The following is a 20,504-nucleotide window of genomic DNA, read 5'->3' on the forward strand; positions in this document are numbered from 1 at the left end:
TCAAGCCCATGAGTCAATTTATAGACCGCCGCTTAAACCCCAAGAACAAGAGCGCTGTCAATCGGCAGCGCTTTCTCCAACGCTTCCGCGGTCAGATTCGCAAGGCCGTTGCCGATGCCGTCGCGAAGCGGTCGGTAACGGACGTAGACCGTGGCGAAAAGATTCAGATTCCGACCAAGGATATTTCGGAACCGACGTTTCGGCATGGCCAAGGTGGGCGGCGGGAGGTCGTTCAACCCGGCAATAAGGAGTTTATAGCGGGCGACAAGGTACCCCGTCCGGAAGGCGAGGAGGGCGGTTCGGGCAACCGTGCCAGCGATACCGGCGAGGGCATGGACGAATTCGTTTTCGAATTGTCGCGCGAAGAGTTTTTGGAATTCATCTTCGAAGATCTCGAGCTGCCGAACATGGTGAAGCGGCAACTGGCGAGAGAAGCCACTTTCAAGAGTCAGCACGCGGGTTTTACCAGCGACGGATCGCCCTCGAACCTGCACGTCATCCGCTCGATGCGGGAGGCCTTGGCGCGCCGCACGGCCTTGCGCGCGCCATCGGCGGACCGGAAGCGGGAGCTGGAAGTCGAACTCGCGGCTTTGCTAACTGGCGGTGAGCCTGACGAGGAGCGTATCGCCGCATTGAGCGAGGAGATCGCCCTGCTGGAGCGCAGGATTCGGGCAGTGCCGTTCCTCGACACCATCGATCTCCGTTACCGAAACCGCATTCAAGTTCCGAAGCCCAGCACCCAGGCCGTGATGTTTTGCCTCATGGACGTCTCCGGTTCCATGGACGAGGTGAAAAAGAATCTTGCGAAACGTTTTTTCTTGTTGCTTTACTTGTTTCTTACGCGAAATTACGAAAAGACGGACGTGGTTTTCATTCGTCATCATACGGTGGCGCTGGAGGTGGATGAACAGGATTTCTTCTATTCGCGGGAAACCGGTGGGACCGTTGTGTCGAGCGCACTCGAGTTGATGAAGGACATCATCCGCGACCGCTACCCCTCGGGCGACTGGAACATCTACGGCGCCCAGGCGTCGGACGGCGACAACTGGCCCGAGGACTCGACGAATTGTTCGCGCTTGCTGATCGAAGACATCATGGCGAGCGTGCAGTATTACGCCTATATCGAGATCAACAACCACGAGCCCCACAGCCTGTGGATGGAATACGAAAAAGTGGCGGAATACTGGCCCAACTTTGCCATGCAGCCGATTTATAGCGCGGCGGACATTTATCCGGTCTTTAGAGAACTCTTCAAGAAGCAGCAGGCATGAGCCGCAAACCCCTTTCAGAAGGCTCCGAATGGACTTTCGAACTCCTTCAGAGCTATGACACCGAGATCGCCCGAATCGCGGCTGGTTTCGGCCTGGACACTTATCCCAACCAAATCGAGATCATCACCTCGGAACAGATGATGGACTGCTATTCGAGCACGGGCATGCCGGTGTTCTACCCGCATTGGTCCTTCGGCAAGCAGTTTCTGACCGTCGAGAAAAGCTATCGGCGCGGATACATGGGGCTGGCCTACGAGCTGGTCATCAATTCCAACCCGTGTATCGCCTATCTCATGGAGGAGAACAGCATGACCATGCAGGCGCTGGTCATCGCGCATGCCTGTTATGGCCATAACTCCTTCTTCAAAAACAATTATTTGTTCAAGACCTGGACCAATGCCGACGCCATCATCGATTACCTGGTGTTCGCCCGGAACTACATCGCGGAATGCGAAGAACGTTACGGCGTCTCGGCCGTAGAGGAGCTGCTGGATTCCTGTCATGCCTTGATGAACTACGGCGTGGACCGTTACCGCCGGCCGCCGGCGCTTTCGATAACCGAGGAGAAGCATAGGCAGAAAGAGCGGGAGGAATATCTTCAGTCGCAGATTAACGATTTATGGCTGCGCACCGTTCCAAAGAAGGAAAGATACTTCCAGGAGCAAGCCCATCAGTTTCCGGCCGAACCCGAGGAAAATCTCCTTTATTTCTTCGAGAAGAACGCGCCGCTGCTGGAGTCTTGGCAGCGGGAAATCATTCGAATCGTCCGCAAGATCGCGCAATATCTCTATCCCCAGCGTCAAACCAAGGTAATGAACGAGGGTTGGGCGACCTTCTGGCACTACACCCTTCTGAACAGGCTCTATGACGAAGGCTTGGTGACCGACGGATTCATGCTGGAATTCCTGCAATCGCATACCAACGTCATCAGCCAGCCGCCGTATTACAGCAATCACTTTTCGGGACTCAATCCTTATGCCTTGGGATTCGCCATGATGAGCGACATTCGGCGGATCTGCGAACATCCCGCCGACGAAGATCGGAAATGGTTCCCCGATCTTGTGGATACCGATTGGACCAAGACGCTGGACTTCGCCATGCGCAATTTCAAGGACGAGAGTTTCATCGCCCAATACCTCTCGCCCAAGGTCATTCGGGATTTCAAGCTGTTCAGCGTGCTGGACGACGATTTGAACGACGAACTGGAAATCACCCACATTCACGACGAAGACGGCTATCGAGCCGTTCGCCACGTGCTTTCGGATCAGTACAACCTCGGCAACCTGGAGCCCAGCATTCAGGTCTACCGGGTGGACACCCGAGGAGACCGGTCGTTGACCCTGCGGCATTATCAGCATCATCGCCGCCCCTTGGGAGAGAGCACCAACGAGATGCTGCGGCATGTGCGCCGGCTGTGGGGATTCAAGGCGAGACTCGAAACGGTGGACGAGAACGGACGGATCCAGAAATCGTACGAATGCGACTGACCGGGAGGCGTCCGCGGCCGGACGGGCGGGGAAGGTAATGGTCGATAGAGATGTTCTCGAATCATCGACCTGACGGCTCGGCGGAGCTGCGGACACGCGATTGGATGCCGTTACGGCGTCGGACAGGGCTTGAAAGAACACCCCGTGCAAAGATGTGACCGCCAAGACCCATCTCGATGATCTCCACCTGCTCATAAAGCTCCTTCCACCGGAGCTCCAGAAATCCCTAGCGCTGCAAGGCCAGGGGGAATTGCTCGAAATCATCTTGGACTTAGGGCGCCTGCCCCAGGCACGCTATCCCCACGCCGCCCTGAACTTATCGAATCAACCGGTTACCCGCGAAGACCTTGATGCCGTAATCGGCGCCTTGGGTGAATTCGGCGCGGACAACCGCGCCGGCATCGAGGGGACTTTGCACCGCATTTCCGCCATTCGCAACCGGCGGGGCGAGATCATCGGTTTGACCTTGCGCGTGGGGCGCGCGGTATTCGGAACCATCGATCTGATACGTGATCTCGTCGAGAGCGGCAAGAGCCTCGTATTGCTCGGCCGGCCCGGCGTCGGAAAGACGACCAAATTGAGAGAGGTGGCGCGCGTACTGGCCGACGATTTCGGCAAGCGCGTCGTCGTGATCGATACATCCAATGAGATTGCCGGCGACGGCGATGTCCCGCACCCGGCCATCGGCAGCGCCCGGCGAATGATGGTCGCGCATCCGGATCGACAACATGCAGTGATGATCGAGGCGGTGGAAAACCATATGCCCGAAGCGATCATCGTCGACGAAATCGGCACAGCCACGGAGGCAATGGCCGCGCGCACCATCGCCGAGCGTGGCGTTCAGCTGATCGGCACGGCTCACGGCAACACGCTGGAGAATTTAGTTCTGAATCCCACGCTGTGCGATCTGGTCGGCGGCGTGCAAACGGTGACTCTCAGCGACGAAGAGGCCCGGCTTCGGGGCACGCAAAAAACCGTAAGCGAGCGGAAGGCTCCGCCCACCTTCGATATCGTCGTAGAGATTACCGCCAGGGACGAGGTGGTCGTGCACCTGGACACCGCGCAGGCGGTCGATGCCATCCTGAGCGGCACACAGCCCAAAGGCATACGCCGCCAAGGCCCGGTTGCCGTTCAGTCGCCGGTGACGGCGAGCGAACCCGAGTCGGCCGTGGAAATCGCGAGAGAGGTCTTATTCGTCCGCTCCGACCGGCAGCGTCCGGTTCGCATCTATGCTTATGCGCTCAGCCGGGACTCGGTGGAACGCGTGATCCGCGACCTCCACTTGGAGGCCCGCACAGTGAGATATCCGGACCAGGCCGATCTTGTCGTGACGCTGCGCGCGCGGGAAGACGATGCAAGCCTGCAACGCATCGTTCAAGGCGGTCAATTGCCGGTGCATGCCGTCAAGAAGAACACGACCGCTCAGATTCGGCAGCTCCTGCGCAGTCTGTTTCACATCGTTCCCGGCGACAAACAGGACGAGGTCGGGGAAATGGTGCGCGAGACCGAGCGTGCCGTGCAGCAGGTCAAGGCCGAAGGCGTCATGGCGGAACTCTCGCCGCGTTCGGCCGCCTTGCGCCAGATGCAACATCGCATCGTTACCCGCCACGGCTTGGTCGCCGAAAGCATTGGCTGTGAACCACACCGGCATTTGGTGATCTATCCCATGTAATTCCCCCGGTAAAATCAGCTTATGGCCGCCCGTTTGGCGATTATCGTTAGCACTTCTGCGGGTAGTGACGAAAAAAAGGGACTGGAAAAGCGGCTCGAAGAGTTCTTCGTCTCACGCAACCGGGATGCCCGGATATGGGTTGCGAACAGCGGCGATGAAGTTCCGGACCTCGCGCGGCGAGCCCTGGCCGAGAACGCCGATCTGATAGCGGCAGGCGGCGGAGACGGCACCATCAATGCGGTTGCCTCGGTGCTCGCCGAAACCGGCAAGATACTGGGCGTACTGCCGCTCGGCACGCTCAACCACTTCGCCAAGGATCTCGGGATTCCCCTGGATTTGGAGCAAGCCGCGCAAATTCTTGTCGACGGCACGCCCGCCCGGATCGATGTCGGAGAGGTCAACGGCAGGATTTTCGTCAACAATTCCAGCCTGGGGCTGTATCCCAGCATCGTACACGGTCGGGAGACCCTGCAGGACCGCCTGGAATACGGCAAATGGCCGGCGTTTCTCTGGGCATCTCTGTCCGTCTTGCGCCGGTATGCCATTCTGGAAGCCCGATTGCGTGTCGACGACCGGGAACTCGTGCGGCACACGCCTTTCATTTTCGTCGGGAACAATCGGTACCAGGTCGAAGGATTCAATATCGGAGCGCGGACCACCCTCGATTCGGGCTGGTTGTGGCTGTATACCACTCGAGAAATCGGCCGGCTCGGCCTTTTGCGATTCGGGCTCCGCGCGCTCTTGCGGAGTTTGCGTAAAGACAAGGACTTCGACATGATGCGGACCAAGGAGATCGTTATCGAGGCTAGGCACAGCAGCCGCCTTCGGGTCGCTACCGACGGCGAGGTGATCGTCATGCAGACTCCGCTGCATTATCGAATTCGGCCGGGCGCTCTACGGGTGATAGTGCCGAACACGAAGGTCGAGTCTCGCGGAAGCGCCATTGCGAGCTAGGTCCGGCTGCCGATCGGTCGGCGAGGCGTAACGCGGCGCATGCGAACCATCGTCCATCTTTCGGATCTGCACTTCGGCCGCGTCGACAGCTCCTTGGTCGATCCGCTGATCCAATCGGTTCGGGAGATAGGGCCCGATCTGGTCGCGATCTCTGGCGATCTGACCCAACGCGCACGAACCGCTCAATTTCTCGAAGCCCGGCGCTTTCTCGATGCGCTGCCGAAGCCGCAAATCGTGGTGCCCGGCAATCATGACGTACCCCTCTATAATCCGCTGGCCCGTTTTTTCCGGCCGCTGGTCAAATACCGGCGCTATATCGGTGAAAACATCGAGCCCTTCTATGCCGATGAGCAGATCGCCGTGGTCGGCGTCAATACGGCGCGCTCGCTGACCATCAAGAACGGGCGGGTCAATCGAAGGCAGCTGGACCGCATTCGGGAACGCTTGTGTGATTACCCCGGTGCGGTCATCAAGATCGTGGTGACCCATCACCCTTTCGACCTGCCCGAGGGCTTCCGTGAGGGCGATCTTGTCGGCCGGGCGCGGATGGCCATGGAAGCGCTGGCGAGCTGCGGAGTCGATATGTTCTTAGCCGGGCATCTCCATGTCAGCCATTCGGGGCACACGGGAGAACGGTATCGCATCGCCGGTTACAAGGCGCTCGTGATCAGCGCCGGAACCGCGCTTTCGGTCCGCACGCGAAAGGAAAAAAACGCGTTTAACGTGCTCCGGATCGAGCATCCGAAGGTTGTCCTGGAGCGTTGCACATGGGAATCCGAAAATGCGCGTTTCGTTCCCTCTGCCGCGGAGTATTTCGAGCGCCGCGCGGATGGTTGGATGCGTATGAAGGATGATGCCGCCGGGCCGTGCCGGCGCTCCTGACACTGGATCGAGTTTGAGACGATGTTGCGTCGGCCGTTGAATGTGAGTCGGCCACGGCTTACGGTAGCGGTTATTGCATCACGCGGATATCGTTCTTGACGGATCGAACGCCGGCGACGTCTCTCGCGATCGCTTCGGCGCGCTGCTTTTCCGAGGCCGTGTTGACGAAGCCGCTGAGTTGCACGGTACCTTTGAACGTTTCGACCTGGATGTCCAGCCCTTTGACCACTTCATCGCGCAGCAGAGCCGATTTGACCTTGGTGGTAACGGCCGTGTCATCGAGATATTCGCCGGTGCTCTCGCGGGTCTTCGAACCGGCGCACCCGACGACCATTGCGGCTGCGGCCAGGGCGAGAAACTGTCTTCTTTTCATCACGCTGTTCACTCCTTCGATGAACGGCCAAGGATTTCAGGCAGCTATGTCAGAAAGGGATTTCCGACCTTGGATGGCGCCGGACGCAACATCGAAAACGAGGATACGTTTTTGACGGAACGGCAGGGCGCCTGGCGACTTTGCCGGCCGTGAAGCTGGATGAGCAAGTGTGTGAACGACGGGAGAAAGAAAAATGGAACTTCCGTGTTCCCAAAAATACATCCCAGCCAAATTCGGATCAGTCCAGTTACATGCGGAGCATTCCATTTCCGTGTCGAGCATCCTGGCCCGAGGATAGGGAGCGTCCAGAATCCGTTGAAACACTCCAACTCCCTTCGCAACATCCTGGTTGCGTTTGGGAACGTCCTGTTCTTGGCGACATCCTTAAGTCCATTCGCCGTAATCCCGTCCTGCGGGAGCATCCATGTTCCGGACCCGAGATCAGCTCAGGTGGATGTATTTAAGCTCACCACCCCCAAATTAAACATACGTACATTTCCGTACCTTTTGAAAGGACTTGGGAGCAGCTAACCGAATCAGCGGAACGGAAGATCAGCTGGCTCGAAGATCGGGAATCAACGTATGCGAGTCTTGTGGAAAATCAAATCTCGCAAACCGACTCGGCAGAAAGATCGGGTAATATCGTCTGTCTAAACTAGGCTATGGCTTCGCTGCGTAGCGACATTCTTTTAAGCATGGGTTGGACATATTTACTTGTTGCGGGGATATTCGAGATCGTCTGGGCGGTGGGATTGAAATTCACCGAGGGCTTTACGCGTTGGTGGCCGAGTTTAGGCGTAGGCGCCGCCATGATAATCAGTCTGGTGTTCTTGTCCCTGGCGCTGAGGACGATACCGTTAGGCACCGGTTACGCCGTTTGGACTGGAATAGGCGCCGCCGGGACCGCGATTATCGGCATCATACTGTTCAACGAATCCACGGACCTGGTCCGGATCGTCTGCATTCTGCTAATCGTCTTGGGCGTCGTAGGCTTGAAGCTGCTCTACACGGAAAACTGATGCCCGGCTTTGCTTCCGGGAGCGGACGATCGATTCGAGCATTTTCATGCCTACTGTACGGGCACTCGCGCGTAGGTCGGGAATCCCTCCCAATCGCAAACGGTCGCTTTAGTCGCGACCCTTCCAATCGCAAACGGCGTCTTCGGGAGCGCCGAAGCCGCCCTTCCCGACGGTGCCGTTGGGGTAACGGGTTCGTCGGCAAAGGATTGCCGACCTACGAATGCTTGAATCAATTTACCGTCGCCGAAGGCGCCAATGACGCCCGCCGAGCCGGTTTTGCCGTACGAGCGAGATGAAAACGCTCTAAGTACATTCCGCAAATATTTGCGGAATCTCGACAGATTGGCTTGATTGGCGGGGTTGTCCTGCAGGTTGCCTATGCCGCAAGACTTCCCTGAATGTACTTAGCCGGTTTCGCCACTTTTTAGGCTGCTTTGTCCTTGCCGATGCTGATTTTCGGCGAGAATCCCTGATTCAAGCCGGGTATGCCGACGCTCTGGATGTGCATGGCGTTGCTGCCTTCCTCATAACGCGGGAGCCGCCCTTCGGTGTGCCACAACCGATAAGCCAGGGCGGCCGTCAAAACCCGGATCGGATAATCGCGCGGAAGGTTTTGCAGATAGGGCTGGATCGTCACGAAGTCGCGCGCGCCGTACTGCGTCATGATCGAGCGCAAACCGCCGTTGGCCGGCCCGATATTGTAGGCGAGAAGACCGAGGAACAAATCGCCGCGCATCTCCGCCAGATAAAGACGCAGGGTCGCCGCGGCTACGAAGGTATTGTGGCGCTGGTTGAGCATGTCCAGATGGTCGACATCCAGATGTTTCTTGACGACGCTGACCGCCGACTTCGGGGCAGCGGTGATCTGGAAGAGTCCGCGGCCTCCGTCTTTGCTGTCCCGCGGATAGAATGACGATTCCGTAGCGCCGATGCCGACCATGACTTCGGGGTCGACATCGAAGGCCTTGGCAGCTTCGTGGATCGTCGGCAGATAGATTTGGGCTCGCTCGATGATGCGCTGCATTTGAGTCAGATCGGAACGCCGATAGGCGGCAAACACCTGATGCGCAATCGTGTTCCGCTCGGCCTCCTGCATGCCGCCGACCAGGCTGCGAAGCTTGCCGAGATCGCGGCCGAATTCTTCCTGGGCGGCGAACCAGCCGGCTGTGACGGCGACGAAAACCGCCAGGATCGCAGGCAGAATCATGCCTTTGAGCACCAGCTTGGCGCGCATGCCCAGCCAGAGGCGCAACAGCACCGCATTTGCGATCCCTACGGCGAGTACCATTGCGGCGAACGGAAGCAGATTGGACCATAATCCGGTTCCGGCAAACCAATCCACCGAGCGTCCGAATACCGCGATGATTCCGATGAGGGCGGACGCAGCCAATGCCAGGATTTCGGTGCCGATAACGGCGACCCATCGCCACGGGTTCAGTTTTGCCGCGGGCTCGGCGCCTTTCTTGGCCTGTGTCCGTTTCTTTTTCGGCTTGGCCGCGTTATTGGATCGCCGCTTTTTGGGAGGGGATGAGGCAGGAGGGACCAAGTCCAGCTCGCCTTGTACGGGCTTGAGTGGCTTGCTCGGCGCCGCCAGGAATGAATCGGAGGACGAAGCAGGAGGCATCGAAGATTTCTCTTTGGAGATCGACTTGGGACCGGACACGAATCACCTGTTAGTGGAAGTTCCGAATTCCGTCCATGGACTGCCTCGATTCCAGCAATGGAGTGTCTGACGCGTGATTTATCGTTTATCGTAGCCGCTCGACAACACGCCAGCCTATCGTCTCGCCCGCCCTGAGCGGCACCAGGGTATCGTCACCGAATGGGATGGCCTCGGGCATCTTCCACTCGGATTTCTCGATCGCGATTTTTGCCTGATTGCGCGGCAGACGGTAAAAATCCGGGCCGTTGAAGCTCGCAAACGCTTCGAGCTTGTCCAGGGCACCGGCGGATTCGAAAACCGTCGCATAGAGCTCGAGCGCCCCGCGGGCGGTATAACACCCGGCACAGCCGCAGACCGATTCCTTTTGACTGCGTGGATGAGGCGCGCTGTCGGTTCCCAGGAAAAAATTTGGGTTGCCGCTGGTTGCCGCCTCGACCAAGGCCAGGCGATGAGTTTCGCGTTTCAATACCGGCAGGCAGTAAAAATGGGGACGAACGCCTCCGGCCAGCAGGGCGTTGCGATTATAAAGCAGATGATGGGCGGTAATGGTAGCCGCGATGTTCGGCCCGCCATCCTGCACGAATTGGACGCCGTCCCGTGTGGTGACGTGCTCCAGAACGATGCGGAGCGCCGGAAATCGGCTTGCGATGGCGGTCAGATGCCTGTCGATGAACGCTTTTTCGCGGTCGAAGATATCGACCTCGGCATCCGTCACTTCGCCATGCACCAGCAAGGGCACATCGTATCGCTCCATGGCTTCGAACACCGGATAGATCTTTTCGAGGGTGGCGACCCCGGCTTCCGAATGCGTCGTTGCGCCGGCGGGATAAAGTTTCAGCGCCACGATCTCGGGTTCCTCGGCAACCCGCCGAATTTCCTCGGGCGAGGTTCCCTCGGTGAGATAGAGCGTCATCAGCGGATCGAATTCGAGCCCGCCGGGCAAGGCTTCCAGAATGCGGCGGCGGTAGGCGAGGGCGTCCGCCACGGTGGTGACCGGCGGCTTCAGATTGGGCATGATGACGGCTCGGCTGAATTGCCGTGCGCTGTCCGGCAGCACGTCGCGCATGGCGGCGCCGTCGCGGAGGTGCAAATGCCAGTCGTCAGGGCAGGTGATGGTCAGTCGTTGCATGGATGGCAGTGGATGTTTAAAGACGCAATCTTACAAGATTCGGCGCTGCCGTGGTTTGACGGGCAGCACAAACCCACGATGTGCCGGTTCCCGAGCTCCGGTTTGGGAACCGGGTTTTGCAAGCTCCTGCTTGCCGTATTTCGCGAAGCCGGAGCTTCCAAGGCAGCGTTCCCAATCCGGAGATTGGGAACGAGCGTAACCGTGATAAGGCAGGCGGCTGCGAAAGGACTTAAAATGATCAGTTAAGGAAGCTCTGATTAAGTCCTTCGACAGGCTCAGGACGAACGGTAAGGTATTGATTCCGCTCGTGGTGAGCTTGTCGAACCATAATCGAAATCCATTTACTCAGAGCTTCCTTAACACATCGGCGGAGATGCAACCGCCCAGGCTCTTCTGTTTATCAATCGCTCACTCTCTACCGAAAAAACCGTGAATTCCGTTTCCCACGAACGCATACCATTGAAAGATTTCACCGAGAAGGCGTACCTGGATTATTCCATGTACGTCATTCTCGACCGTGCCTTGCCCAATATCGCCGACGGACTCAAGCCGGTGCAAAGACGCATCGTCTACGCCATGTCCGAGCTGGGTTTATTGGCCCAGGCCAAATATAAAAAATCCGCCCGCACGGTCGGCGACGTATTGGGTAAATACCATCCCCACGGGGATTCGGCCTGTTACGAGGCCATGGTGTTGATGGCCCAGCCGTTTTCCTACCGCTATCCCTTGATCGACGGACAGGGGAACTGGGGCTCGCCGGACGATCCCAAATCCTTCGCAGCCATGCGCTATACCGAGGCGCGCCTGACGCCGTACGCGCAGACCCTGTTGTCGGAGCTGGAGCAGGGTACGGTCGACTGGTTGCCGAACTTCGACGGCACCCTCGACGAACCGGCCCTGCTGCCGGCGCGCTTGCCGAACGTGCTGCTGAATGGCTCGACCGGCATCGCGGTAGGCATGGCGACGGATATTCCGCCGCATAACCTGCGCGAGGTGGTCGGAGCCTGCATTCGTTTGTTGGACGACCCCCGGCTCAGCGTCGAAGAGCTATGCGACTCGATCAAGGGTCCGGATTTCACGACTGAAGCCGAGATCATCACCCCGCGCCAAGATATCGTCCGCATGTACCAGACCGGGAACGGTTCGATCCGCTTGCGGGCGCGGTGGGAGCTGGAAGAAGGGAATATCGTCGTCACCGCTTTGCCTCACCAGGTGTCCGGCAACGCGATCATGGAACAGATCGCCGCCCAGATGCAGGCGAAGAAACTCCCCATGGTGGAGGATCTCCGCGACGAATCCGATCACGAGAACCCGACCCGGCTGGTCATCATGCCGCGCGGGCGGCGCATCGACGCGGATCAACTGATGTCGCATCTGTTCGCGACCACCGATCTGGAGAAGACCTACCGGGTCAATCTCAACATGATCGGGCTGAACGGCAAGCCGCAGGTCAAGAATCTTCAGGAAATCCTGCTGGAATGGCTGAGCTACCGCACCGAGACCGTGCGCCGGCGGCTTCAGTACCGGCTGGACAAGGTCATCGCGCGTTTGCACATCCTCGAAGGCTTGCTGATCGCCTACCTCAATATCGACGAGGTGATCGCGATCATCCGGAACGAAGACGAACCTAAGCCCGTGCTGATGGAGCGTTTCGGGCTGAGCGACGTGCAGGCCGAGGCCATTCTGGAACTGAAGCTGCGTCATCTGGCCAAGCTCGAGGAAATCAAGATTCGCGGCGAACAGGACGAGCTGGAAAAGGAACGGGCCAGCCTCGAAGCCACGCTGGGTTCACAGAAGAAGCTAAACGCTCTGATCAAGAACGAGCTGAAACAGGACGCCGAAAAATACGGCGATGCGCGCCGTTCCCCCATCGTCGCTCGCCAGGCGTCCCAAGCCCTGGACATTACCGTGGTGATCGGCAGCGAGCCGGTCACGCTCATTCTTTCCGAAAAAGGCTGGATTCGCGCCGCCAAAGGGCATGATATCGATCCGACCACGCTCGCCTTTCGTTCCGGCGACAGCTTTCTCTCTGCCGCGCTCGGGCGCAGCAACCAGCCGGCCTATTTCCTCGATTCAACGGGCCGAAGTTACGCCGTGCCGGCCCATGAGTTCCCATCCGCCCGCTCCCAGGGAGAACCCCTGACCGGACGGCTCAACCCGCCGCCGGGTGCGCTGTTCAAGGCAGTGCTGGCAGGTGCGGACGACGACTGGTATCTGTTCGCGACCGACAGCGGCTATGGTTTCATTACCCAGCTCAAGGAGCTCCACACCAAGAACCGGGCGGGCAAAGCCCTGCTGACGGTACCGGAACATGCGAAGGTCCTGACGCCGGTACTGGTCGGTCAACCCGAGTCCGATCTGGTGGCGATCGCCACCGCGCAAGGCCGGTTTCTGGTATTCCCCATCAGCGAGATCCCGGTCCTCAACAAGGGCAAAGGCAATAAGCTGATCCAGATTCAACCGGCGGATCTGGCCGCGCGGCAGGATTACGTAGTAGCCATGACTGCCGTGCCCCCCGACGCCGGTCTGAAGGTTCACTGCGGCAAGCGTAGCCTGAGCGTGACGGCCAAGGATCTGGCCCATTACCAAGGATCGCGCGCGCGGCGCGGAAATCCGCTGCCGAAAGGCTTTCAGCGGGTGGAGCAACTGACGCTCCTAGTCTGAGGGACGTGGCCGGAAACAAGGTTCCGATTGGCGCTCCTGGTGTAGGGTGGGTTAGGCGCGCATGACCACGAACGATGCCGTGATCGCAGGACTCTCTGCGCGCCGTAACCCACCGACACCGCGGCCTTGTCCGGTGGGTTACGGCACGCGGAAACTCCGCTGGAACTTTGTGGATTCCGTGCGATGCGTGCCTAACCCACCCCACAATCGGTTTCGAGGAGAACGAGGCGTTATCGGTCGCCAGCTCTCTAATGCTCGGTCGGAATCCGTATCTTCTGCCCCGGAAAGATCAGGTCGGGGTTCTTGATGACCTCGCGGTTCGCTTCGAAAATCTTCGAATACTTGTTGGGATCCTTGTAGAACTGCTGCGCGATTTTGGAAAGGGTGTCGCCGGACTGGATGACGTAGTACTGCGTGTCGCCGTAGGTCTCCGCCGCCTGGGGGCTAGCTACGCCTGCCGGCAGCTTGACGCCTTCCACCTTCACCGCTTCGACGCCCTTGATGTTGCCGGCCATCAGTGCGGCTTTCTGCAAAGCCTCCGCCGAGTCCGCCTCGCCGGAGAGATAGGCGACGGAATCACGGTAATCCACCTTCAGGTTCTTGATGCCGGGATTGTTTTCGTTGATGTGCTCTTCTATTTTTCGGGCGGCCTGGCCTTCCTCGCTGAAGAGCCGATGTCCGATGTCCTTTGCAAAATCGAAAAGTCCCATGATTGTTACTCCTTTGCTTTTCCGTGTTTGTAGCCTCTGCGATCATTAGACCATCTGTGCTGCGAGTTTATTCGGCGCAAACGGGATTACGGGGAACAGGGGTGCGGTGGATCTTATTGCTCAGTTGCTTGCTATGTTTCGCATCCGCATGGAGCGCCGAACAGGTTGCGATCAGAATCGAGGGGCTCGACGAGAGGCTGGAAAGAAACGTCCGTGCGCTGCTGACCATCGCCCAGGCGGAAAGCATGAGCGACCCGCACAGGATTCGCATCGCTCACGAGCGCGCGCCGGACGAGATCCGAAGAGCGCTGGAACCGTTCGGGTACTACCGCCCGAAAATCGACGCGGCGTTGACGCGCGAAGGGCCGGGCTGGCTGGCGGTCTACCGAATCGATCCGGGAGATCCGATCAAGCTGAGCGAAGTGGATGTCCGCTTGACGGGCGAAGGTCTCGAACTGCGGGAATTCAAAACCTTGATTGCACGCTTTCCGCTGAAGGAGGGTGATGTTCTCGACCATACCCGTTACGAAAAGGGAAAGGAGGCGTTCTCGGAAGCCGCGACCGAGTTCGGGTTTTTCGACGCCAGCTTCAGCCGTGCTGAAATTTTGGTGCATCTTTCGGATTACCGATCCGAGATCCATCTGCATTTCGATACCGGCAAACGTTACCGCTTCGGCGAAGTCTCATTCTCGGAAACGCCGCTCAAGCCGTCGCTGCTCGAACGTTTCGTGAATTTCCACGCGGGCGAACCTTTTCGTTCTTCGACCCTGACCAGGCTTCAGAAAAACCTGCTCGACAGCAGTTATTTCAGCAAGGCCGACGTCATCCCGCACCCCGAGCAGGCGGATGCTCGACAGGTCCCGGTTTCGGTTTCATTGGCAATGCAGCCGAAAAACCGGTTTCAGGCCGGTGCCGGATACGGCACGGACACCGGCCCGCGCTTAACCCTGGGCTATCGCAATCGTTACCTGAATCGCCATGGACATAGCTTCTACGCCGACCTGCGGCTGTCGCTCATCCGTACCGAACTCGACGCGCTATACGCCATTCCCTTGAAGCGTCCGGAAAAGGATCAGCTCGGCTTTGCCGCGCAAATCGGCACCGAGGATACCCTGGCCGGTACAGCCGAAGTCGCACGCATCGGCATCAGGCATTCGACCGCCCGTTGGGGTTTGCGGGAAGTATTGTCGCTGGATCTGCAGCGCGAGCGTTTCGATGTGGGCGAGGGTCCGCAGACTGCGGTTTTGTTGCTTCCGAGCCTGGGTTATACCTGGTTGAGCTCGGAAAACGTGCTGAATCCCGAGCGCGGGGCGCGTATCGACCTGATCGGGAACGGAGCTTCGAAAGACCTGCTATCCGATGTTTCGTTTTTCAAGCTGCGGCTCAACGCCAAGGGGATCTACAGCCTGGGGGAGCGCAACCGGCTGATCGCGCGCGCCCAGCTCGGCTATATCGCGACCGACGAATTCAGCGAGCTGCCGCTTACGCAACGCTTTTATGCCGGCGGCGACAGGTCCGTGCGCGGTTATCGTCTGAACGAGATCAGCGCGAGGAATGCGGACGGGGACCGCATAGGCGGGCGCTACCTGACCGTCGGCAGCATCGAATACGAGCGGACGCTGTTCGGCCCTTGGGGCGTGGCCGTCTTTTACGATGTCGGACGTGCCGCCAATCATTTCGACGAACCGTTCAGTCATGGTGTCGGCCTGGGAGCCCGCTGGCGTTCGCCCATAGGTCCGGTTCGGCTCGATTTCGCCGTGCCCCTGTCGAGGGCGGAGGACTCGTTTCAGGTGCATCTGATTCTGGGTCCCGATTTATGAAGCGCCTGACGGCAGCCGTACTGGTCGTATTTCTTGTTCTCGCCGCCGTCGGCTACGTGCTGCTCGCGACCGAGATCGGCCTAACATGGCTGGTTCGCGGCGTGGAGCGTGGGGTCGGCGGTTTGAAAATCGGCCCTGCCTCAGGCTCGGTGCTGGGCGGATTTTCGCTTAAGGATCTGAGTTACCGGGATGAGCGATTGAGCATAGACCTCCGGGAACTCGAGATTGCATGGCGGCCGAGGGCCTTGCTGCGCCGAACCTTGCATCTCGACACGGTTCGCTTGAGGGATGTCCGCGTCTTGCAGATCGCCGAAGCCGCGCCGGAGCCGAAAGCCCCTCGGTTGCCCGATTTACGTCTGCCGTTGGATATAGCGATCGACGAGATCGAGATTCGCGATGCAAGCTGGCAGTCGTCCGAATCGGCGGAGCCGATCCGTCTGGAACGGATCGATGCGGGTCTGAAACTTCGCGAAGGCCGCATGACGGTCGAACGGCTCAGCGTAAAAACGCCCGAGGTCAGCGCATCGCTCGGCGGAACCATCGCTCCCGGCGAAGAACGACCTATCGACCTCGATACCGCATGGACCGTCGAGCTGCCGGACCGGCCGAAAATTGCCGGGGGCGGAAGGATTACAGGAGACCTGGAGCGGATTTCGACGGTCCAGCGGATTACGGCTCCGACGGCAATGCGCGTGACGGCGGAGGTCCTGATCCGAGAAAATTCCCGCGCTTGGAATGCCGAGGTCGATCTTCCCGAATTTCCGTTGGACCGGCTCGATCGGGACTGGAAGGCGTGGCCGTTCTCCGCACAGTTGAAAGGCGAGGGCACCAGCCGCACAGCCAAGGTTTCCGGAGATTTCGCGTTGACCGTGCCGGACGTGGGCCAAGCGCGAGGGCGCTTGGACCTGAGCTACCGGGATCCCGGCGAACTTGCGCTCGAAGCGCTCATCCTGAGGCTCCCCGAGACCGGAACGGAGATCGCTATCTCGGGGCAGGTTCGCGGTCTTCAGGAAACACCGGAAATCGATCTGGAGGCCCGATGGAAGAACCTGCTCTGGCCGCCGCAAGCGGATGGCGCATGGCGGAGTCCCGAAGGAAGGTTGACCGTTGCCGGAACCCGCTCGGATGTCCGGGTCGAACTTGACGGGCTGATAAGGGATCAGCGGGTTCAGGCGAAAGGAAACATCGGATTTCCGGAAGACGCCGTCGTGTTCCGGGATTTTCGCGTGAACAGCGTGTCCACGGCCCTGGTGGTGGACGGCGCTTGGGGGCCGCAGTTGAATCTCCGCTGGACACTGAGGTCCGACGATTTGGGAATCTGGCTGCCGGGCGCCAAAGGCCGGATGACGAGCAGCGGAAAGCTGGAAGGAGCCCGATCGGCGCCTGCCGTCGAAGCGGAGCTCAATGCCGCCGGCTTGAAATACCAGGAGTACGGCGTACGGGATTTGAGCCTGACGCTCAATGCGGGCGCCGCGCCCAACGCGCCGTTGACCTTCGATCTACAAGGGAATTCGGTCCGCTTCGACACCTATACCATGGATATCGGACTTTCCGGACGCGGCAGCCGGGAAAGACATGAATTGACCGGACGGATCGACAGCCCGCCCTATGCGCTAGCCTTCGAAGCGGAAGGCGGGTTGCGCGAAGATGCCTGGAGCGGCGTACTGAGCAGGTTCGATCTCAAGGAACCTCGATCGGGTTCCTGGACCCTGCGCGAGCCCGCAAGATTGAAGCTCGGGCGAACCCGAAGCGAGATCGAGGAAATCTGTTTGACCAACCGGGACGCACGCTGGTGTTTCGAAGGAGAGATCGCCGAAGGCGGCGAATGGTGGGCCGCCGCCCGCGTGTCGGGTGTTCCCTTAAAGCTATTCGGGGCTGAATTGCCGGAGCCGATGCCTATCTCGGGCATGCTGGAAGGCAGCGCCGTACTTCGCGGCAAAGACGATCTGATAGATCAAGGCATTCTGGATCTCGATGCGGAAGGCTTAGCGTTCGATCTTACCGTCAACGAGTCGAAGAAGGTTCGGATAAGACCGGAAACGGCATCGATATACGCGGATCTTTCCGGCCAAATATTGACGATGCAAGTCGGAATACGTCAGGCGGGACTCCTGGACATCCAAGGGGCGCTGGAGAGCCGGGGAACCTTCCGATTGGCCGAGCTTCAGGATCTGCCGGTGTCGGGACGTCTGACCGTCGATTTGGAAACCTTGGCGGTGTTCGAACCCTGGCTGGCGCAAATCGAAGGCTTGAGCGGCTCGTTCCGGGCGGATTTAGGGATCGAAGGCAGAGCGAGAGCGCCTTTGTTGGATCTCGAGGCCAGCGTGCCGGATGCCGGTTTTCGCATACCTCAATTGGGCATCGGTATCGAACATTTGACGCTGCGGGCGAATTCGGTAGACCAACGACAAATCCGGCTCGAAGGGAGCGCGATGTCGGGTGGCGGAACCGTACGGATGAGCGGCCTCTGGCGGCTTGACGGTACGGCGGGCTGGCCCTTGACCTTGAATCTGGACGGAACCCGGTTTCTCGGCGTCGACACGCCGGAAGCCAAGGTCTACTTGTCGCCGGATATCAACATCATGACCGAACGGCAGCGGATCGATATGCGGGGACGGGTAGATGTTCCGGAAGCGTTTATCAACGTTCCCAAGAAGGAACAGGCCGTGACCCCGTCCGAGGACGTCGTGCTGGTCAACGGCGAACCGGGCGAGGAGGAAACAGAGTTTCGACTGCATAGCGACGTTCAAGTCGTCCTCGGCGACAAGATTCAAGTAAAGGCCGCCGGCTTCCAAGGCGAAATCGGCGGCAGGGTAAGAATCGTTCAGGAGCCGAACGAAGAGGCGCGCGGAACCGGGCAGATCGTGGTTCAGGACGGTACCTATTCCTTCTATGGGGTTGACTTGACCATAGACGACGGGCGTTTGATTTTCACGGACACGCCGGTGGACAACCCCGGATTGGACGTTACCGTCACCCGCAGGCTGGACCAGGTAGTGGCCGGTGTGCGGGTACTCGGCTCGCTCAAGAACCCCAACGTTTCCTTGTACTCCATACCGCCGTTGCCCGAAGCGGACATTCTCGCCTACCTGATCGCCGGAAAACCCATGGACTTTGCGCCGCGCGAGGAAGGCGACAGGCTGAGAAATGCCGCTTCTTCCCTGGGCGGAGCGGCCGGAAGTCTGCTCGCGAGAGAAATCAGCAGCCGGTTCGGACTGGGGGGACTATTGGACGAGATCGGAGTCGGAACACCGAACGGCACCGAAACCACATCGCTATTCTTGGGGAAATACCTAACGCCGCGGCTTTACCTGCAATACGGTCTCGGCATATTCCAGTCGAGCAACGTGTTCAAGCTGCGCTATAAGCTCAATGAGCATTGGCGGCTTCAATCGGAGACCGGAGAGCAGAGCGGGGCGGACATTCTTTTCGAATGGGAGAGATAACGCTCCGGAGTCATCGACTCGTCGACGAGCGATATCGGATTTCTTGCGTCGCATCGGCCAATGCGTCGAAAGGGGACAAGCTTGCCGTTGGCGCAATCGGTTCGCTAGCATTCCTTTCCATGAACCCCGGTAGCGGTAGGGTTATTTAAAGAATAAGCTTGTCATCGGTATTGCATCGAAACGCTCAGGAATTCTGTTTCAATCATGAACGCGCTGTTGTCGTTTATCCAAAAACTGCTCATCGGATTGTTCGTACTAGGCCTTGCGGTGCTGGTACTGGTCGCGCTGATTCGTTACCAGGGCGATGAAGGTGAGGATCGAAAATCCTGGAAGCAGGCCAAAACCCAGAATACCATCGAGGGATACTTGGACTATCTGCGGGATTGCCAAGCGTGTCCACACGAGCAGGATGCGGAAAAAGCATTGGATCAGCTTCAGCGCCAGCGGGGATTGGTCGCCCGGCTCGAGCGCACGCACTTGCCGCCACGCGCCGGCATCGCCCTTCCCATTTTTTCGCCTGACGGACGGGACATTCTGGCGGTGGGCGGAACCAGCCTATATTTTTGGGATTCGACTACGGGACGGCGGTTGATCCGGGACAAGAACGGCTTTCAGACCCGCGGCGGTCGCTATTTGGAGGCTTTGGCATATTCTCCGGACGGCCTCCGGATCGCGGCCGGAATGTCCGGGCACGAAGGCGGGTATCTCGTGTTGTGGGATCAAAAAACAGGAGAGCTGCTGGCGGACTACGCCGTGGAGTGGTACGACGTGAAGTCCGTCGCATTTTCGCCGGACGGCAAATCCGTGGGGTGGATCGCCCGTGGACCGGCCGGAATCTGGGAACCGAGCAGCGGAAAATTCTTGCGCGCTACGCATGAGGGATCGGACGCTTTGGCGTTCGTTCGCAGGGACGACGGCAAGCCCCTTTTGGTCACTGCCTCGGGCAGGGAAGTTTGGTTTTGGGATGCGGCGTCCATGGAGATCGCCAAGCAATCCGAGCTCAATACCGACCGATCCCTTCTGGGTTTGAGTCAGGACGGTTTCTTGGTGGCGTTTCGCGAGGGGCCTGTTCTCGAACTCTGGGATACGCGATCAGGCACACTCATCGCCAGCTTGGGAGATCATGACAGCGAGATTGCGGGTTTCTGCCGCGAAAGCCGGAAAGGCTGGATAGCGGTGGGTACGAAAAGCGGCAATCTATACCTTTGGGATATTGCGGAGGCCAAAAAGCTGGGAAGTGTGCTCGCACACGAGGGTTCCATCGAGCAGATCGCATGCTCGAGGCAGGGCAAGGTGGTAACCGTCGGTTGGGATGCCGCCAAGGTGTGGGATCTCGAGAAGCTGCGCCATGCGAGCCAGGAGTAAAGGGTAGTCCGGCTGTCCTCCTGCGAGCGGAAGCCCACGACGGCGAATC

At 59.1% G+C, this 20,504-nt stretch carries 14 protein-coding genes; 10 read left to right on the forward strand and 4 right to left on the reverse strand.

What is annotated here, in order from left to right:
* Positions 1 to 8: 8 nt before the first annotated feature.
* The 5 genes from ACR2TX_RS17385 to ACR2TX_RS17405 all read left to right on the forward strand — a co-directional run bounded on the left by ACR2TX_RS17385 (position 9) and on the right by ACR2TX_RS17405 (position 6,266).
* Positions 9 to 1,271, forward strand: a complete 1,263-nt coding sequence (locus ACR2TX_RS17385; RefSeq protein ID WP_077729585.1) for a YeaH/YhbH family protein — start codon at positions 9 to 11, stop codon at positions 1,269 to 1,271.
* Positions 1,268 to 2,758, forward strand: a complete 1,491-nt coding sequence (locus ACR2TX_RS17390; RefSeq protein ID WP_077729584.1) for a SpoVR family protein — start codon at positions 1,268 to 1,270, stop codon at positions 2,756 to 2,758. The genes ACR2TX_RS17385 and ACR2TX_RS17390 overlap by 4 nt, the downstream gene beginning before the upstream one ends.
* Before the next feature lie 154 nt (positions 2,759 to 2,912).
* The gene (locus ACR2TX_RS17395; protein ID WP_434130337.1) at positions 2,913 to 4,430 is read left to right on the forward strand and encodes a R3H domain-containing nucleic acid-binding protein; all 1,518 of its coding nucleotides are present in this window, start codon (positions 2,913 to 2,915) and stop codon (positions 4,428 to 4,430) included.
* 21 nt (positions 4,431 to 4,451) lie between these two features.
* Positions 4,452 to 5,384: a diacylglycerol/lipid kinase family protein gene (locus ACR2TX_RS17400; protein ID WP_077729582.1), complete on the forward strand. Its 933-nt coding sequence runs from the start codon at positions 4,452 to 4,454 to the stop codon at positions 5,382 to 5,384.
* 39 nt (positions 5,385 to 5,423) lie between these two features.
* A complete protein-coding gene (locus ACR2TX_RS17405; protein ID WP_347257659.1) occupies positions 5,424 to 6,266 on the forward strand; it encodes a metallophosphoesterase family protein in 843 nt (280 codons plus the stop codon).
* Between the two features lie 70 nt (positions 6,267 to 6,336).
* On the opposite strand, the gene ACR2TX_RS17410 is transcribed toward ACR2TX_RS17405, so the two are convergent.
* Positions 6,337 to 6,639 (reverse strand): BON domain-containing protein, encoded by a 303-nt coding sequence (locus tag ACR2TX_RS17410; RefSeq protein WP_077729580.1) that lies wholly within the window; start codon positions 6,637 to 6,639, stop codon positions 6,337 to 6,339.
* A gap of 695 nt (positions 6,640 to 7,334) precedes the next feature.
* Between ACR2TX_RS17410 and ACR2TX_RS17415 the strand changes: the two genes are divergently transcribed.
* A complete protein-coding gene (locus ACR2TX_RS17415; RefSeq protein ID WP_077729646.1) occupies positions 7,335 to 7,658 on the forward strand; it encodes a DMT family transporter in 324 nt (107 codons plus the stop codon).
* A gap of 424 nt (positions 7,659 to 8,082) precedes the next feature.
* On the opposite strand, the gene ACR2TX_RS17420 is transcribed toward ACR2TX_RS17415, so the two are convergent.
* The gene (locus tag ACR2TX_RS17420; protein WP_156881852.1) at positions 8,083 to 9,282 is read right to left on the reverse strand and encodes a transglycosylase SLT domain-containing protein; all 1,200 of its coding nucleotides are present in this window, start codon (positions 9,280 to 9,282) and stop codon (positions 8,083 to 8,085) included.
* 124 nt (positions 9,283 to 9,406) lie between these two features.
* On the reverse strand, positions 9,407 to 10,450 hold the full coding sequence (gene pyrC, locus ACR2TX_RS17425) for a dihydroorotase (protein WP_077729579.1): 1,044 nt from the start codon (positions 10,448 to 10,450) through the stop codon (positions 9,407 to 9,409).
* Between the two features lie 429 nt (positions 10,451 to 10,879).
* Between pyrC and parC the strand changes: the two genes are divergently transcribed.
* Positions 10,880 to 13,114, forward strand: coding sequence for a DNA topoisomerase IV subunit A (parC, locus tag ACR2TX_RS17430; protein WP_434130339.1), 2,235 nt, complete (start codon positions 10,880 to 10,882; stop codon positions 13,112 to 13,114).
* Between the two features lie 248 nt (positions 13,115 to 13,362).
* On the opposite strand, the gene lysM is transcribed toward parC, so the two are convergent.
* Positions 13,363 to 13,824, reverse strand: coding sequence for a peptidoglycan-binding protein LysM (gene lysM / locus ACR2TX_RS17435; protein ID WP_077729576.1), 462 nt, complete (start codon positions 13,822 to 13,824; stop codon positions 13,363 to 13,365).
* 101 nt (positions 13,825 to 13,925) lie between these two features.
* On the opposite strand from lysM, the gene ACR2TX_RS17440 reads away from it, so the two are divergent.
* From ACR2TX_RS17440 to ACR2TX_RS17450, 3 genes are all read left to right on the forward strand, one after another.
* Positions 13,926 to 15,644 (forward strand): autotransporter assembly complex protein TamA, encoded by a 1,719-nt coding sequence (locus ACR2TX_RS17440; protein WP_086134813.1) that lies wholly within the window; start codon positions 13,926 to 13,928, stop codon positions 15,642 to 15,644.
* Positions 15,641 to 19,090 carry a translocation/assembly module TamB domain-containing protein gene (locus tag ACR2TX_RS17445; RefSeq protein WP_434130340.1) on the forward strand — a complete coding sequence of 1,150 codons (3,450 nt, stop codon included), beginning with the start codon at positions 15,641 to 15,643 and terminating at the stop codon, positions 19,088 to 19,090. The genes ACR2TX_RS17440 and ACR2TX_RS17445 overlap by 4 nt, the downstream gene beginning before the upstream one ends.
* 204 nt (positions 19,091 to 19,294) lie before the next feature.
* Entirely contained in the window at positions 19,295 to 20,455 is a 1,161-nt protein-coding gene (locus tag ACR2TX_RS17450; protein ID WP_086134811.1) for a WD40 repeat domain-containing protein, read from the forward strand.
* Positions 20,456 to 20,504 lie beyond the last annotated feature (49 nt).

The sequence above is a fragment of the Methylocaldum sp. GT1BB genome, assembly GCF_051027545.1.
GTDB lineage: Bacteria > Pseudomonadota > Gammaproteobacteria > Methylococcales > Methylococcaceae > Methylocaldum.

Bases quoted from the DNA above. Each gene is read 5' to 3' on its own strand.
- ACR2TX_RS17385 (WP_077729585.1), top strand. From the start codon at position 9: ATGAGTCAATTTATAGACCGCCGCTTAAACCCCAAGAACAAGAGCGCT.
- ACR2TX_RS17390 (WP_077729584.1), top strand. From the start codon at position 1,268: ATGAGCCGCAAACCCCTTTCAGAAGGCTCCGAATGGACTTTCGAACTC.
- ACR2TX_RS17400 (WP_077729582.1), top strand. From the start codon at position 4,452: ATGGCCGCCCGTTTGGCGATTATCGTTAGCACTTCTGCGGGTAGTGAC.
- ACR2TX_RS17405 (WP_347257659.1), top strand. From the start codon at position 5,424: ATGCGAACCATCGTCCATCTTTCGGATCTGCACTTCGGCCGCGTCGAC.
- ACR2TX_RS17410 (WP_077729580.1), bottom strand. From the start codon at position 6,639: ATGAAAAGAAGACAGTTTCTCGCCCTGGCCGCAGCCGCAATGGTCGTC.
- ACR2TX_RS17415 (WP_077729646.1), top strand. From the start codon at position 7,335: ATGGGTTGGACATATTTACTTGTTGCGGGGATATTCGAGATCGTCTGG.
- ACR2TX_RS17420 (WP_156881852.1), bottom strand. From the start codon at position 9,282: ATGCCTCCTGCTTCGTCCTCCGATTCATTCCTGGCGGCGCCGAGCAAG.
- pyrC (WP_077729579.1), bottom strand. From the start codon at position 10,450: ATGCAACGACTGACCATCACCTGCCCTGACGACTGGCATTTGCACCTC.
- lysM (WP_077729576.1), bottom strand. From the start codon at position 13,824: ATGGGACTTTTCGATTTTGCAAAGGACATCGGACATCGGCTCTTCAGC.
- ACR2TX_RS17445 (WP_434130340.1), top strand. From the start codon at position 15,641: ATGAAGCGCCTGACGGCAGCCGTACTGGTCGTATTTCTTGTTCTCGCC.
- ACR2TX_RS17450 (WP_086134811.1), top strand. From the start codon at position 19,295: ATGAACGCGCTGTTGTCGTTTATCCAAAAACTGCTCATCGGATTGTTC.